The following is a 13,516-nucleotide window of genomic DNA, read 5'->3' as shown; positions in this document are numbered from 1 at the left end:
CCGCCTGCGCGCCCTGCCCGCGTCCGCTTCCTTTGACAAGACGGTTTTTCAACTCCCTAGGAAGCTCCCCATGAACGCCCCCGTCATGCAAGGCCTGGACCTCCAGGCCCCTGCCTACGTCAAGAACGCCAGGCTCATCGCCTGGGTGGCCGAGATGGCCGCGCTGTGCAAGCCCGAGCGCATCCACTGGTGCGACGGCAGCACCGAGGAATACGACCAGCTGTGCCAGCAGCTGGTCGATGCCGGCACCTTCAAGCGTCTGAACCCGGCCAGGCGCCCCAACAGCTACCTGGCCTGGTCCGACCCGTCGGACGTGGCGCGCGTCGAGGACCGCACCTTCATCTGCTCGGAAAACGAAGGCGACGCCGGCCCCACCAACAACTGGATGGCACCCGCCGAGATGCGCGCCACCCTGCGCCCGCTGTTCGACGGCTGCATGCGCGGGCGCACCATGTACGTGGTGCCGTTCTCCATGGGACCGCTGGGCAGCCCCATCGCTCACGTCGGCGTGGAGCTGTCCGACAGCGCCTATGTCGCGGTGAACATGAAGATCATGACCCGCATGGGCCGCGCGGTGTACGACGTGATCGGCACCGACGGCGACTTCGTTCCCTGCATGCACACGGTGGGCGCGCCGCTGGCTGAAGGGCAGAAGGACCAGACCACCTGGCCCTGCAACCCGACCACCAAGTACATCGTGCACTACCCCGAGACGCGCGAGATCTGGAGCTACGGCTCGGGCTACGGCGGCAACGCCCTGCTGGGCAAGAAGTGCCTGGCACTGCGCATCGCCTCGACCATGGGCCGGGACGAAGGCTGGCTGGCCGAGCACATGCTGATCCTGGGGGTGCAGAGCCCCAAGGGCAGGAAACACCACGTCGCGGCCGCCTTCCCCAGCGCCTGCGGCAAGACCAATTTCTCGATGCTGGTGCCGCCCCAGGCCTTCGAAGGCTGGAAGGTGACGACCATCGGCGACGACATCGCCTGGATCAAGCCGCAGGCCGACGGCAGCTTGCGCGCCATCAACCCGGAGGCCGGCTACTTCGGCGTGGCCCCCGGCACCAACATGCAGACCAACCCGAACTGCATGCTGAGCCTGAATAAGGACGTGATCTTCACCAACGTGGCGCTCACCGACGACGGCGACGTGTGGTGGGAAGGGATGGAAAAGGACACGGGCGCCCTGCCCGCGCACCTGATCGACTGGCAAGGCCGCGACTGGACCCCGGCCATAGCCCGCGAGACCGGCGCCAAGGCCGCCCACCCCAACGCCCGCTTCACCGTGGCCGCCACCAACAACCCGGCGCTGGACGAGGCCTGGGACGACCCGGCCGGCGTGAAGATCGACGCGCTCATCTTCGGTGGCCGCCGCTCCACCACCGTGCCCCTGGTGACCGAGGCGCGCAACTGGACGGAAGGCGTGTACATGGCCGCCACCATGGGCAGCGAGACCACGGCCGCCGCCTTCGGTCAGCAGGGCGTGGTGCGCCGCGACCCCTTCGCCATGCTGCCCTTCATCGGCTACAACATGAGCGACTACTTCGGCCACTGGCTGCAGCTGGGCGCCAAGATCGAGGCGCAAGGCGCGCAGCTGCCGCGCATCTTCACCACCAACTGGTTCCGCAAGGGCGAGGACGGCAAGTTCGTCTGGCCCGGCTACGGCGAGAACATGCGCGTGCTCAAGTGGATGATCGACCGCATCGAGGGCCGCGCCGCGGGGCAGGAGACGCCGTTTGGCATCGCCCCGCAATACGCTGAGATCAACTGGCAGGGCCTGGACTTCACGCCCGCCCAGTTCGACAGCGTCACCGGCATCGACCGCGCCGCCTGGGCCGAGGAGCTGCAGTCGCACACCGAGCACTTCGACAAGCTGGGTGAGCGCCTGCCCGCCGAGCTGCGTGACACCCAGGAGCGCCTGCGCGAGCGCCTGGCTGCCTGACGCACACGGCGCCCACGCGGCAAAGCCACCCGGCGCGCCGGGTGGCTTTTTCATGCCTGCGCGCTGGCGCCCGTCAGACCGCCAGCTCGACCGCGTCGACCACACACTGCGGATCGGCGTGGTGCGCCATGTGGCCCGTGCCCGGCAGCAGGTGCAGCCGGCTTTGCGCCACCCTCTGGTACAGCCGCATGCTGTGCGCCTGGGGATCGACCACGACATCGTCCGCTCCGGCAATGAGGCTGAGCGGCACCGCCAGGTGCTCGTACACCGACTGCGTCGCCTGCACGGCAGGCACCATGAAGCCAGCGTCCTCGGCGTTAGCACGCAGCTGCTGCGGGCGCAGCAGCAGTTCGCGCCCGAGCGTGTGCACATAACCTTCGGGAACGGGCTGCGGCGCGAACATGCCGCGCACCTCGGCGTTCAGCAGGGCGCGGCCGGCCAGGTTGGCGACGGTGTAGCGCAGCACGTCGCCGATCACGGGCCAGCCGACCGGCGCCGTGAGCCAGGCGTCGACGCGGGCGGTGGGGAAGTAGTAGCCGGAGATCAGCACTAGGCTGCGCACCGCCTCGGGGTGCTGCAGCGCCATGGACATCGCGATGAGCGTGCCCATTGAATGCGCGACGATCTTGGGGCGCTCGGCGCCCAGCTGGCGCAGCGCCTGGAAGATGAGTTCGCCCTGCGCCTGGGGCGTCCACAGCCGGTCGCGCGGGCGGCGGCTGTGGCCATACCCGGGCCGGTCGATGGCGATCACCCGGTGCTGGCGCGCCAGCTGCTCGACCAGACCGCTGGCGACGAAATCGGCGTGCGTGTCCAGCGCGCCGTGCAGCAGCAACACGGGCGGGCCACTGCCGCGCTCGAGCACGTGCAGCTGCACGCCGTCGACGGTGAGCAGCTGGCCGGCCGGCGGGTGCTCACGCTCGGCGCGGCGGGCACGCTGCGCGGTCCAGGCTGCCGTGGCGGCGAGCGCGGCCAGTATGAGCGCACCTGAGCCCCGCCTGCGGGAGGTGTGCTGTGTGGTCGGGGGGAGGGGGAATGCGTGCGGTCGGCCATAACAGCCAATCTAGCGCGGCGGTGCGGCCGATCGGTAGGCCCGCGCCGCGCATGCATGCGCGTGCGTGCCTGGCCAGGTGGCAGAGCAAACCGGCCGCGCTGCCCCTGGCGATGGAAAAGGAGCCGCCCGCGCCGGGCTCGCGTCAGAAGCGATAGCGGCGCATGTCGTCCACTGCGATACCGTTCATGGCGCGGCTCAGGTCGGCCATCAGGCGGGCGTCGTGCAGCGCGGCATTCCATGCATCCTGGTCGTGCGAAGCGCGGCGGCGGGCGCTGCGCCAGGCCTGGGCGCCCTGGCGCAGCAGGTGCGCGGCGTGCTGCACCGGGCCGAAACGCACATGGCGGCCTGCCAGAGGGCGGTCATAGACCGGAAGCACCGAATTCATCGTCGTCATCTCTTTCTCTCCATCCTTGCGCCGGCGCCACGGTGGCATCGGTACAGGGGTTATCCTAGGGTTTTCCCTAGGTTTATGCCAGCCTCTGCCTGCATGACCGCGCGCGCCGTCGGGGGATGATGGAGCGCTGCCATGAACATCCAGCTCCTATCCGACCTGCACCTGGAGAGCCAGCCCCAGTTCCGTGCCAGCCCGGCCGCGGGCGCCGACCTGCTGGTACTGGCCGGCGACATCGGCTCCTACCAGCGCGGCTCGCGCCTGAGAGATGCCGACTTCGGCCTGGCGCGCTTCTCCCCCCTGCCGCAGCACGGCGGCTGGCCCGTGCCGGTGCTTTTCGTGCCGGGCAACCATGAGTACGACGGGCTGGACTTCGACCAGGCACACACGCGCCTGCGCGCCACCTGCGAGCGCCTGGGCATCGCCTGGCTGGAGCGCGAGCGCCTGGTGCTGGGCGGCGTGCGCTTTCTGGGCACCACGCTGTGGAGCGACTTCGACGCCCTCGCCCAGGCCCTCGGCGGCACGCCCGCCGAGCGGTTGCGCCAGCGCAACAAGGCCTTTCGGGCGGCCAACTTTTACCTGCAAAAAACCGGCGGCACGCGCCACGGCGCGCTGCTGCTCGCCCCCGGCGTGCGTGCCCAGTCGCTGGCCTGCCAGGCCTGGCTGCGCGGCGCACTGGCCGAGCCCTTTGCCGGCTCCACGGTGGTGGTGACGCACTTCGCCCCGAGCCTGCGCAGCGCCGACCCGCGCTACGGCCTGGTGCCTGGCACAGCGGGGTTCTGCAACGTGCTGGACGAGCTGCTGCCCGGCGCCGACCTGTGGTTGCACGGCCACCTGCACGCCCAGAGCGACTACAGCGCCTCGGGCACGCACGCCGACGGCACGCCCTGGCGCTGCCGGGTGGTGGCCAACCCGCTGGGCTACCGCTCCAAGGGCGAGCAACGCACCTTCGAGCCCCACCGCGTGCTCACCGTATGATCGCCTGCACGGCGCGGCCGCCCCGAGGCCGCACCCTGCACCCAACGGAGGACCCATGAACATCCTGCTCGCCGTGGACGGCAGCCCCTACACCAAGAAGATGCTGGCCTACCTGGCAGCCCACAACGAAATGCTGGGCACCGACCACACCTACACGGCGCTCACCGTGCAGCCGCAACTGCCGCCGCGGGCGCGCGTCGCCCTGGGCAAGGAGGTGGTCGAGCGCTACTACCAGGAGGAAGGCGAGAAGGTGCTGGCCTCGGTCACCAAGTTCCTGACCCGCCACGGCGTGGACGCCAAGGTCATGAGCAAGGTGGGCGCTGCCGGCGAGACCATCGCCAAGGTGGCGCAGTCGGGCAAGTTCGATCTGGTCGTCATGGGCACGCATGGCCACGGCGCCCTGGGCAAGCTGGTCATGGGTTCGGTCAGCACCCAGGTGCTGGCCAAGTGCGACGTGCCCGTGCTGCTGGTGCGCTGAGCAGTGCACAGAACGCGGAGGGCAGGCGGCGGTCAAGACTTTCCACGAGGAGATTACCGATGCAAGACACACCCTTCCCCGGCGCCCTGCCCTCTTCTGCCCCGCTTTCGGCGCGCTGGCCCACGCGCCTGGCGCTGCTGGCTGGTGCCCTGCTGCTGGGCGGCTGTGCCGCCATGAGCGAGGAAGAGTGCCGCAGCGCCAACTGGTTCGACCGGGGCCAGCGCGATGCCCTGTCAGGCCACTCGCGCAGCTATCTGGGCGACATCCGCGAGGCCTGCGCCAAGGCGCGCGTCGTGCCCGATGCCGCCCAGTATTACGACGGCTGGAACCGGGGCATCGTGCAATTTTGTACCCCGGCCAACGGCGCGCGCTGGGGCCGCGAGGGCCGCAGCTACAGCAACTCCTGCCCGGCCGAGCTGGAGGCCGGTTTTGCCCAGCGCTACCACGAGGGCCGGCGGGTCTGGAATGCCGAGCAGAACCTCAAGCGCCTGCAAAACGAGCTCAACGACAAGCAGCGCGCGCTCGACAAGGCCTCCAAGGACTCCGAGCGCGCCGAACTGCGCCGCCAGCTGCGCGACTTGGACCGCCGGCTCTACGACGCCCGCTACGACCTCGACCGCGCCGAGTGGAACCTGCGCCGGCCCTACTGAGCCGGCCGCCCGTCCCCCATCACCGCAGCGCCTGCCGCGCGCCCTCGCCCAGGGCCTCGGCCAGGGCGTCCAGCACCTGCGACTGCAGGTTCCAGCTGTGCCAGTACAGCTGCACCGGCAGGCTGTGCCCGGGCGCCAGGTCCACCAGCTGCCCATCGGCCAGCGCCGGCCGCGCCAGCAGCTCGGGCACCACGCTCACGCCCCAACCGGCGGCCACGGCGCGCACCTGGCCCTCGCTGCTGGGCACGAACACGCGCGACAGCTGGGCGCGCTTCAGGCCAAAGCTGCGCATCAGGAACTGCGCCTGCAGGTCGTCCTTGCGGTTGAAGGACACAAAAGGCACACCGCGAAAGCTGTGCGCCGTCAGCCCCGCGGGCAGGTGCTGCGCGGCGAAATCGGGTGCCGCCACGGCCACGTAGTGCATGGCGCCCAGGGGCTGCACGCGGCAGCCGCGCAGCGCCGACTTGAGCGTGGTCACGCAGCCCAGCACCTGGCCCGAGCGCAGCCACTCCTGCGTGAAGTCCTGGTCGTCGGCGATGATCTCCAGCGGCAGGCGCCCGCGCATCAGGCCCGAGAGCGCCTCCAGCGCCCAGGTGGCGATGCTGTCGGCGTTGATGGCGATGGCGATGCGCCCCTCCTCGCGGCCGCCGCTGCCCAGCGTGTCCGGGGCCAGCTCCTGCAGGTCGCGCTCCAGGTCGGCGCGCAGCAGGCGCAGCTGACGCGTGTGCTTGAGCAGCAACTGCCCGGCGGCGGTGGGTCTGAGCGGGCGGCTGCGCACCACCAGCACCGAGCCGGCCTGCGCCTCCAGCGCGCGCAGACGCTGCGAGACAGCCGATTGCGTGATGTGCAGGCGCCGCGCGGCGCGCTCGAAGCCGCCCTCCTCGACGATGGCGGCAAGGCACTCCAGGGCGGCGGGGTCGAAGGTCGTCATGGCGCTCGCGCTGTATCAGTCTGGCTGATGAATTTCGACGAAAGTTAATCTCGCTTTTGCTTGCGCGGCCCTTGTACCACACTCGCGGCCATGCACACCATCGTTCTTGGCGCCGGCATCATCGGCATTTCCACCGCCTGGCACCTGCGCGAGCGCGGCCACGAGGTCACCGTGGTCGACCGCCAGGCCGGCCCGGCGCTGGAGACCAGCTACGCCAACGCGGCGCAGATCTCGGTCAGCTACTGCGAGCCCTGGGCCAACCGGCAGGCGCCGTGGAAGGCGCTCAAGTGGATGCTGGACAAGGAGGCGCCGCTGCTGTTTCGCCCACAGGCCGACTGGCGCCAGTGGCAGTGGTGCTGGCAGTTCCTGCTGCAGTGCAATGACGCGGCCTTTGCCCGCAACGTGCAGCAGATCGTGGCCCTGGGCGCCTACAGCCACGCAGCGCACAAGGAACTGCTGGCCGCCACCGGCATCGAGTGCCAGCGCCTGGAGCGCGGCATCGCGCATTTCTACACCGACCAGAAATCCTTCGAGGAAGCCGGCGCCGCCGTGGAGCTGATGCGCCAATACGGCGTGCAGCGCCGCCTGGTCAGCCGCGAGGAGCTGCTGGCCATCGAGCCGGCCTTCAGCCCCTACCGCGAGCACATCACCGGCGGCACCTTCACCAGCACCGACGAGAGCGCCGACGCCCGCGTATTCACCGAGCGGCTGGCGCAGCAGGCGGCGGACGGGGGCGTGCAGTTCCTGTACGGGCACGAGGTGCGCGGCCTGCAGCGCGACGGCGACACTATTAAATCAGTAGCTGTCCGCGCAAGCCAGACGGGCGCTACAGGCCAAAAAGACCAGATATTGCAGGCCGATGCCATCGTCGTCGCCTGCGGCAGCTACAGCGCGCCGCTGCTGCGCGGCGTGGGCGTGCATCTGCCCATCTACCCGGGCAAGGGCTACAGCGCCACCTTTCCCATCCTCAGGCCCGAGGCCGCGCCCATGGTCTCGGCCATCGACGACGGCAAGAAGATCGCCATGAGCCGCCTGGGCAACCACCTGCGCGTGGCCGGCACCATCGAGCTGGCGGGCTTCGACCTGTCGCTGGACAGCCCGGTGGCGCGGGCGCGCTGCCACATGCTGTCGCGCCGCATCGAGGAAATCATGCCCGGCGTGTGCGACACGCGCACGCCCGAGCAGGGAGGCAACCCGCAGTACTGGTGCGGCCTGCGCCCGGCCACGCCGACCAACATCCCCTTCATCGGCCAGACCGCCGTGCGCGGCCTGTGGGTCAATGCCGGGCACGGCACGCTGGGCTGGACGCACGGCGCGGGCTCGGGCAAGGCCCTGGCCGGGCTGATCAGCGGCGAGCGGCCGGCGCTCGATTTCACCTTCCTGGGCGAGACGCGCCAGCCGGCGCGGGGCGGCGCGCTGCACGCGGCCTGATGGGGCGTGGCCCGGCCCGGGGCTACGCTTTTGCTAGCGCCAGGACGAATGCCTGCACCGTCCTTGCCGGCTTTTCATGGGGGTCGGCAGGCGGCGGGATGGGCGCCGATAATAGGCTCCCTCCTCTTCCTTGCCCGTCCTGCCGCCCGCCGCGGCGCGCCCCGTGAACCCAGCCCTTTCACCCCCTGCCGCGGCCGCGCCGCCCGCGTTCTCCGCCCGTGAATTTCGTGATGCCCTTGGCATGTTCGCCACCGGCGTGACCATCGTGACCGCGCGCGGCTCCGCGGGTGCGCCGGTGGGGTTGACGGCCAGCTCGTTCAATTCGGTCTCGCTCACGCCCCCGCTGGTGCTGTGGAGCCTGGCGCACCGCACGTCCTCGCACGAGGTCTTCGCCCAGGCTTCGCACTACGCCATCCACGTGCTCACGGTGGAGCAGCGCGCCCTGGCCGAGCGCTTTGCCACCCGCGGCGTGGACCGCTTCGCGGGCCTGGCCTGGCACGAGGGCGCCGGTGGCGTGCCGGTGCTGGCCGGGGCGGCTGCCGTGTTCGAGTGCTTCAACCGCAGCCGCCACGTCGAGGGCGACCACACCATCTTCATCGGCCAGGTCGAGCGCTGCAGCCATGCCGAGGGCGCCTCGCCCCTGCTCTACCACGGCGGCATGTTCTACACCGAACACCTGCTGGGCAGCCTGTCGGACGAGGCCACGCGGCCGCTGCACAAGTAGCCGCGCGGTTGCGGGGCCGCAACCGCGGCGTCGGGCTCACTTGCCCGGCTCGGGCAGCTCGATCTTCACTTCCAGCACCTCCAGGTTGTCCTGGCGCTCGAAGTGCATCTTCAGGTCGCTGGAGTCGATCTTGACGTACTTGGAGATCACCGCCAGCAGCTCGCGCTGCAGGGCCGGCAGGTAGTCGGGCTGCACGCCGCCACGGCCGCTGCGTTCATGCGCCAGGATGATCTGCAGCCGCTCCTTGGCGACGCTGGCGGTCTTCTTCTTCTCCCCGAGGAACAGTGAAAGCAGAGACATGGGGACTTACCTCCCGCCGAAGATGCGCTTGAAGAAGCCGGGCTTCTGCGCCTCGATGAAGCGCAGCGGACGCTCTTCGCCGAAGAAGCGCGCCACCACGTCGGCATAGGCCTCGGCCACGTCCGTGCCCTTGAGGTGGATGGCCGGCAGGCCCTGGTTGGACGCCTGCAGCACCGCCTCGGACTCGGGGATCACGCCGATCAGCGGGATGCGCAGGATGTCCTGGATGTCCTCGAGGCTGAGCATCTGCCCGTCCTGCACGCGCGTGGGGTTGTAGCGGGTGATCAGGAGGCGCTCGCGCACGCCCTCGCCACCCTCGATGGCGCGGCGCGTCTTGCTCGCCAGCATGCCCAGGATGCGGTCGGAGTCGCGCACCGAAGAGACCTCGGGGTTGGTCACCAGGACGGCCTCGTCGGCGAAGTGCATGGCGTACAGCGCGCCGCTCTCGATGCCCGCCGGCGAGTCGCAGACGATGTACTCGAAGCCCATGTCGGCCAGCTCCTTGAGCACTTTTTCCACGCCCTCCAGCGTCAGCGCGTCCTTGTCGCGCGTCTGGCTGGCGGCCAGCACGAACAGGTTGTCGCACTGCTTGTCCTTGATGAGGGCCTGGTGCAGGTTGGCCTCGCCCTGGATGACGTTGATGAAGTCATAGACCACGCGGCGCTCGCACCCCATGATCAGGTCCAGGTTGCGCAGGCCCACGTCGAAGTCGATGACGACGGTCTTGTGCCCGGCAAGGGCCAGGCCCGAGGCGAAGGCGGCGCTGGTGGTGGTCTTGCCCACCCCTCCCTTGCCGGAGGTCACGACGACGATCTTGGCCATGTGTTCGGTTTCCTTGGGTTGCTCTGCGTTGCGCGTGGAAAGAAAAATGAAGGGCGGAGCGCCACGGCGGCGCTCACAGCGGCTCGATTAGCAGGCGCTCGCCCTCCAGGCGCACCTGGGCGGGCTTGCCGCGCACCGCCTCGGGCAGCTCGGTCTCGGTGGTGCGGTACATGCCGGCGATCGAGACCAGCTGCGGCTCCAGGCAGGTGCTGAAGATGCGCGCGCTGGTGTCGCCGCGCGCGCCGGCAATGGCCCGCCCGCGCAGCGGCGCATAGACGTGGATGTTGCCGTCGGCGATGACCTCGGCGCCAAAACTCACCATGGCCAGCACCACCAGGTCGGCGCCGCGCGCATAGACCTGCTGGCCCGAGCGCAGCGGCTTGTCCACGACCACCGAGCCGGGGCCGGGCGCCGGCAGGGACGCCCCGGCATCGGGCGCGGCGGGCACGGCGGCCACCTCCGGCTCGGCAGGGGCCGCCTGCGGGGTGACCGCGGCGTCCTCGGCCGGCGCAGTGGGGGCGTCCTGGCGCGGCGCGGCGGCCGCACCGCGCGGCACGTCCGGGGCGATGGCCAGGCCCAGCTCGTGCGCTGCCTGGTGCTGTTCGCTGCTGCCGCCGCGCACAGCCACCGGCCGGGCATGGTGGCCGCGCAGCGCCGCCACCAGGGCGGCGAAATCGATGGGCTGGGGCTCGTCCCGCACCGCCGACAGGTCGAGCAGCACCGGGTCGTTGTCGAAGAATTCGGGCTCGCCCTCCAGGCGGGCGGCCAGTTCGGCGGCGAGCTGCGCGGCGTCGGTGGTCTTCAGGACCACGGCCACCACGGGGAGCTGGGCGCTTTTCAGGTCAATGCTGGTACGGGCAGGGCCCGGCTGGCCGTCGGACATGGGAGGAAGGCACCTGGGCGAGAGGCGCTGCTGCGCAATCGAAGCCGCAAAGTGTACCTGCGCGCGGGGCAGGCCCGGGCGGCCCTACAGCTTGGGGATGCGGATGCGGCTGATCATGAGCGAGCCCGACAGGGCAAACAACAGCACCAGCGGATGCAGCGTAAAGCCGCCCAGCTGCACCGCGCCCAGCCACAGCGCGTCGCCCAGCGCGCCGCGCGCCGCCGCCAGCGACATGAGCGCCACCAGGACGATGGAGGTGGGGATGGGCGTGCCTTCGAAGTGCGTGACCTTGCCCGAGGTGCCGCCCGACAGCGCCTCGGCCGTGACGTTGTAGCGCGCCAAGCGCGAGACCCCGCAGGCAACGAAATAGGCCAGCACGATGCGGTCGTACAGCCCTTGCATGCCACAGGCGTAGGCCAGCACCGCCGGGGCGACGCCAAACGAGATCACGTCGGCTAGCGAGTCGAGTTCGCGCCCGAGCTCGGAGGACTTGCGCCGCCAGCGGGCCACGCGGCCGTCGAGCACGTCGAAGACCAGGGCCGCCAGGACCAGCGCCGCGGCAAAGTGCACGTGGTGCGCCTGGCCCGTCTGCAGGTAGCTCATGGCGGCAAACAGCGCTCCCACGCCGCACACGGCATTGGCCAGCGTGAACCAGTCGGCGAGCTGGAACTCGCGGATCATGGAAAAGCGCTTGCGGGGCGAGGCTGCGGTAGGCATGGGCGCCATTGTCGGGCGCCGGCGCACGGCCGGCGTGTCGGACGCCGGAGCGTCCTGGCCCCGGCGCTCAGCCTGCCACGGCGGTGGCGCCCCCCGCCCGGCGGGCAGCGTAGTCCACGTACCAGGCCAGGCACTCGGGGTTGGCCATCGCGTCGCGGTTGACCACCCGCTCCAGGGGCTGGCCCAGCAGCAGCTTCTTGATGGGCAGCTCCTGCTTTTTGCCGCTCAGGGTGCGCGGCACCTGCGCAACCTGCACGATCTCGTCGGGCAGGAAGCGCGGGCTCAGGCCCTGGCGGATGGCGCCGCGGATGCGCTCGACCAGGGCCGCGTCCAGCACGTGGCCCGGGCGCAGCACGACGAACAGCGGCATGAAGCTCGGCTGGCCCAGGTACTCCAGGTCCACCACCAGGCTGTCGAGCACCTCGGGCAGGGCCTCGACGGCGGCGTAGATCTCGCTCGTGCCCATGCGCAGGCCGTGGCGGTTGATGGTGGCGTCGCTGCGCCCGTAGATGATGCAGCCGGGCTGCGCGGCCGAGCCGATGCAGATCCAGTCGCCGTGGCGCCAGACGCTGCCGGCCTCGGGGCCGGCGTCGCCCCCGCCGGGCCGGCGCCCGTGGCCGGGCGGGTACATCTCGAAATAGCTGGCGCGGTAGCGGCTGCCGTCCTCGTCGCCCCACAGGAACAGCGGCATGGACGGGATGGGCTGGGTGCAGACCAGCTCGCCCACGGCGTCCAGCACCGGACGACCCTCCTCGTCCCAGGCCTCGACCGCCGCGCCCAGCATGCGGCACTGCAGGCGGCCGGGCTGCTGCGCCAGCTCGCGCTGGCCGCCTAGGAAGGCGCCAGCAAAGTCCGTGCCGCCCGAGATGTTGGCCCACCAGATATCGGGCACGCCCGCCGCGGCCATGAAGTCCGTGCCCCACTGCTGCACTTCGGCGGCCAGGGGCGAACCCGTGCTGCCCAGCGCGCGGATGGCGCGCAGGTCGCCGCAGTCGGCCGGCGCGATGCCGGCCTTCATGCAGCCGGCATAGAAGGCCGCGCCGGCGCCGAAGAAGGTGACGCCGGTTTCGGCGGCCATGCGCCACAGCACCGTCCAGTCGGGCTGCTCGCGGCTGCCGGCGGGGCTGCCGTCGTAGAGCACGCAGGTCGTGCCCGACAGCAGGCCGCCGACCTGGGCGTTCCACATGACCCAGCCGGTGGTGCTGTACCAGTGGAAGCGCTCGCCCAGGGTCTCGGGGTCGTAGCTGCAGCCCACGTCGTTGTGCAGCCCACCCAGCTGCAGCATGACCAGCACCATGCCGCCGTGGCCATGCACGATGGGCTTGGGCAGGCCGGTGGTGCCGCTGGAATAGACGATCCACAGCGGGTGGTCGAAAGGCAGCCACAGCGGCTCGAAAGCCGCGACCTGGGCATCGTTTCGGGCAGTGATCCGCTCCCAGTCTTGGGCTACAGCTATGTTTTCTGTAGCGCCTGGCTGGCGCAGCAGCACCGTGTGGCGCACGCTGGGCAGGCCGGCCAGCAGCTCCTGCACCACGGCGCTGCGGTCCTGCGTGCGCCCGGCGTAGGTGATGCCGTCAACGGCGATCAGCACACTCGGGGCGATCTGGCGCAGGCGGTCGAGCACGGCATGCGTGCCCATGTCGGGCGCGCACACGCTCCAGACCGCGCCCACGCTGGCGCAGGCCAGGAAGGCGACGATGGTCTCGGGCAGGTTGGGCAGGTAGGCGGCCACGCGGTCGCCCGGCTGCACGCCGCAGTCCTGCAGGTGCAGCGCCAGCGCCACCACCTGGCGGCGCAGCTCGGGCCAGGACAGCTCGCGCCGGTCACCACGCTCATTGCGCGCGATCAGCGCCGGCTGGCCGGCGGCGTGTGCCGCATCGACATGGCGCAACACCTGGCGCGCGTAGCTGGCCTGCGCACCCGGAAACCACTGCGCTCCGGGCAGCACGTTCCTTGCCAGCACGGCCGTGTGCGGCGTGGGCGACTGCAGGTCGAAGTAATCCCAGATGCTCTGCCAGAAGGCGTCCAGGTCGGTGACCGACCAGCGCCACAGCGCGTCGTAGTCCTCGAACACGAGGCCGTGGCGCGTCTGCAGCCATTCCTGGTAGCGGCGGATGCGGGGCACGCGACCACCGCGGGTGGGAGGGGACGGGGGTGGGGCGTTCGTTGTCTCCATGGCAGGAGCGTAGCGCCAGCGGCTTATCCGCGCTGCGCAGTTGGC

General features: G+C 70.6%; 15 protein-coding genes. 7 read left to right on the top strand and 8 right to left on the bottom strand.

Annotated elements, in window-relative coordinates:
• Positions 1–70: 70 nt before the first annotated feature.
• Complete coding sequence (locus tag RT051_RS04315) at positions 71–1,939, top strand: phosphoenolpyruvate carboxykinase (GTP) (RefSeq protein ID WP_313072387.1); 1,869 nt, start codon at positions 71–73, stop codon at positions 1,937–1,939.
• Positions 1,940–2,012: 73 nt separating this feature from the next.
• Here RT051_RS04315 and RT051_RS04310 read toward each other — a convergent pair whose 3' ends face one another.
• A complete protein-coding gene (locus RT051_RS04310; protein ID WP_313072382.1) occupies positions 2,013–2,813 on the bottom strand; it encodes an alpha/beta hydrolase in 801 nt (266 codons plus the stop codon).
• On the opposite strand from RT051_RS04310, the gene RT051_RS04305 reads away from it, so the two are divergent.
• On the top strand, positions 2,802–2,927 hold the full coding sequence (locus RT051_RS04305) for a hypothetical protein (RefSeq protein WP_313072380.1): 126 nt from the start codon (positions 2,802–2,804) through the stop codon (positions 2,925–2,927). The genes RT051_RS04310 and RT051_RS04305 overlap by 12 nt on opposite strands.
• A gap of 205 nt (positions 2,928–3,132) precedes the next feature.
• Here RT051_RS04305 and RT051_RS04300 read toward each other — a convergent pair whose 3' ends face one another.
• The gene (locus tag RT051_RS04300) at positions 3,133–3,384 is read right to left on the bottom strand and encodes a hypothetical protein (RefSeq protein ID WP_313072378.1); all 252 of its coding nucleotides are present in this window, start codon (positions 3,382–3,384) and stop codon (positions 3,133–3,135) included.
• Between the two features lie 132 nt (positions 3,385–3,516).
• On the opposite strand from RT051_RS04300, the gene RT051_RS04295 reads away from it, so the two are divergent.
• The 3 genes from RT051_RS04295 to RT051_RS04285 are packed head-to-tail and all read left to right on the top strand — an operon-like array spanning position 3,517 to position 5,487.
• Entirely contained in the window at positions 3,517–4,359 is an 843-nt protein-coding gene (locus RT051_RS04295; RefSeq protein WP_313072375.1) for a metallophosphoesterase, read from the top strand.
• Between the two features lie 55 nt (positions 4,360–4,414).
• Positions 4,415–4,837 (top strand): universal stress protein, encoded by a 423-nt coding sequence (locus tag RT051_RS04290; RefSeq protein ID WP_313072371.1) that lies wholly within the window; start codon positions 4,415–4,417, stop codon positions 4,835–4,837.
• A gap of 59 nt (positions 4,838–4,896) precedes the next feature.
• Complete coding sequence (locus RT051_RS04285; RefSeq protein WP_313072366.1) at positions 4,897–5,487, top strand: DUF2799 domain-containing protein; 591 nt, start codon at positions 4,897–4,899, stop codon at positions 5,485–5,487.
• 19 nt (positions 5,488–5,506) lie between these two features.
• Here the strand turns inward: RT051_RS04285 and RT051_RS04280 are convergent, their stop codons facing one another.
• Positions 5,507–6,418 carry a LysR family transcriptional regulator ArgP gene (locus RT051_RS04280; RefSeq protein ID WP_313072363.1) on the bottom strand — a complete coding sequence of 304 codons (912 nt, stop codon included), beginning with the start codon at positions 6,416–6,418 and terminating at the stop codon, positions 5,507–5,509.
• A 90-nt stretch (positions 6,419–6,508) separates the two neighbouring features.
• Here RT051_RS04280 and RT051_RS04275 point away from each other — a divergent pair, with 90 nt between their 5' ends.
• Together RT051_RS04275 and RT051_RS04270 are read left to right on the top strand one after the other, a co-directional pair.
• Positions 6,509–7,849: a D-amino acid dehydrogenase gene (locus RT051_RS04275; RefSeq protein WP_313072359.1), complete on the top strand. Its 1,341-nt coding sequence runs from the start codon at positions 6,509–6,511 to the stop codon at positions 7,847–7,849.
• Between the two features lie 163 nt (positions 7,850–8,012).
• On the top strand, positions 8,013–8,573 hold the full coding sequence (locus tag RT051_RS04270; RefSeq protein ID WP_409520536.1) for a flavin reductase family protein: 561 nt from the start codon (positions 8,013–8,015) through the stop codon (positions 8,571–8,573).
• Between the two features lie 36 nt (positions 8,574–8,609).
• Here RT051_RS04270 and minE read toward each other — a convergent pair whose 3' ends face one another.
• The 5 genes from minE to RT051_RS04245 all read right to left on the bottom strand — a co-directional run bounded on the left by minE (position 8,610) and on the right by RT051_RS04245 (position 13,471).
• A complete protein-coding gene (minE, locus tag RT051_RS04265; RefSeq protein WP_313072350.1) occupies positions 8,610–8,873 on the bottom strand; it encodes a cell division topological specificity factor MinE in 264 nt (87 codons plus the stop codon).
• Between the two features lie 6 nt (positions 8,874–8,879).
• Positions 8,880–9,695, bottom strand: coding sequence for a septum site-determining protein MinD (gene minD / locus RT051_RS04260; protein WP_313072346.1), 816 nt, complete (start codon positions 9,693–9,695; stop codon positions 8,880–8,882).
• A gap of 73 nt (positions 9,696–9,768) precedes the next feature.
• Complete coding sequence (gene minC, locus RT051_RS04255) at positions 9,769–10,578, bottom strand: septum site-determining protein MinC (RefSeq protein ID WP_313072344.1); 810 nt, start codon at positions 10,576–10,578, stop codon at positions 9,769–9,771.
• 84 nt (positions 10,579–10,662) lie between these two features.
• On the bottom strand, positions 10,663–11,295 hold the full coding sequence (gene pssA, locus RT051_RS04250) for a CDP-diacylglycerol--serine O-phosphatidyltransferase (RefSeq protein WP_313072340.1): 633 nt from the start codon (positions 11,293–11,295) through the stop codon (positions 10,663–10,665).
• Between the two features lie 67 nt (positions 11,296–11,362).
• Positions 11,363–13,471 carry an acetoacetate--CoA ligase gene (locus RT051_RS04245; protein ID WP_313072336.1) on the bottom strand — a complete coding sequence of 703 codons (2,109 nt, stop codon included), beginning with the start codon at positions 13,469–13,471 and terminating at the stop codon, positions 11,363–11,365.
• Positions 13,472–13,516 lie beyond the last annotated feature (45 nt).

The sequence above is a fragment of the Melaminivora sp. genome (genome assembly GCF_032059615.1).
GTDB lineage: Bacteria > Pseudomonadota > Gammaproteobacteria > Burkholderiales > Burkholderiaceae_C > Melaminivora.
This window is presented reverse-complemented; position numbering and strand designations above follow the sequence as displayed.

Bases quoted from the DNA above. Each gene is read 5' to 3' on its own strand.
- RT051_RS04245 (WP_313072336.1), bottom strand. From the start codon at position 13,471: ATGGAGACAACGAACGCCCCACCCCCGTCCCCTCCCACCCGCGGTGGT.
- minC (WP_313072344.1), bottom strand. From the start codon at position 10,578: ATGTCCGACGGCCAGCCGGGCCCTGCCCGTACCAGCATTGACCTGAAA.
- RT051_RS04300 (WP_313072378.1), bottom strand. From the start codon at position 3,384: ATGACGACGATGAATTCGGTGCTTCCGGTCTATGACCGCCCTCTGGCA.
- pssA (WP_313072340.1), bottom strand. From the start codon at position 11,295: ATGCCTACCGCAGCCTCGCCCCGCAAGCGCTTTTCCATGATCCGCGAG.
- RT051_RS04285 (WP_313072366.1), top strand. From the start codon at position 4,897: ATGCAAGACACACCCTTCCCCGGCGCCCTGCCCTCTTCTGCCCCGCTT.
- minD (WP_313072346.1), bottom strand. From the start codon at position 9,695: ATGGCCAAGATCGTCGTCGTGACCTCCGGCAAGGGAGGGGTGGGCAAG.
- RT051_RS04280 (WP_313072363.1), bottom strand. From the start codon at position 6,418: ATGACGACCTTCGACCCCGCCGCCCTGGAGTGCCTTGCCGCCATCGTC.
- RT051_RS04275 (WP_313072359.1), top strand. From the start codon at position 6,509: ATGCACACCATCGTTCTTGGCGCCGGCATCATCGGCATTTCCACCGCC.
- minE (WP_313072350.1), bottom strand. From the start codon at position 8,873: ATGTCTCTGCTTTCACTGTTCCTCGGGGAGAAGAAGAAGACCGCCAGC.
- RT051_RS04295 (WP_313072375.1), top strand. From the start codon at position 3,517: ATGAACATCCAGCTCCTATCCGACCTGCACCTGGAGAGCCAGCCCCAG.
- RT051_RS04315 (WP_313072387.1), top strand. From the start codon at position 71: ATGAACGCCCCCGTCATGCAAGGCCTGGACCTCCAGGCCCCTGCCTAC.
- RT051_RS04290 (WP_313072371.1), top strand. From the start codon at position 4,415: ATGAACATCCTGCTCGCCGTGGACGGCAGCCCCTACACCAAGAAGATG.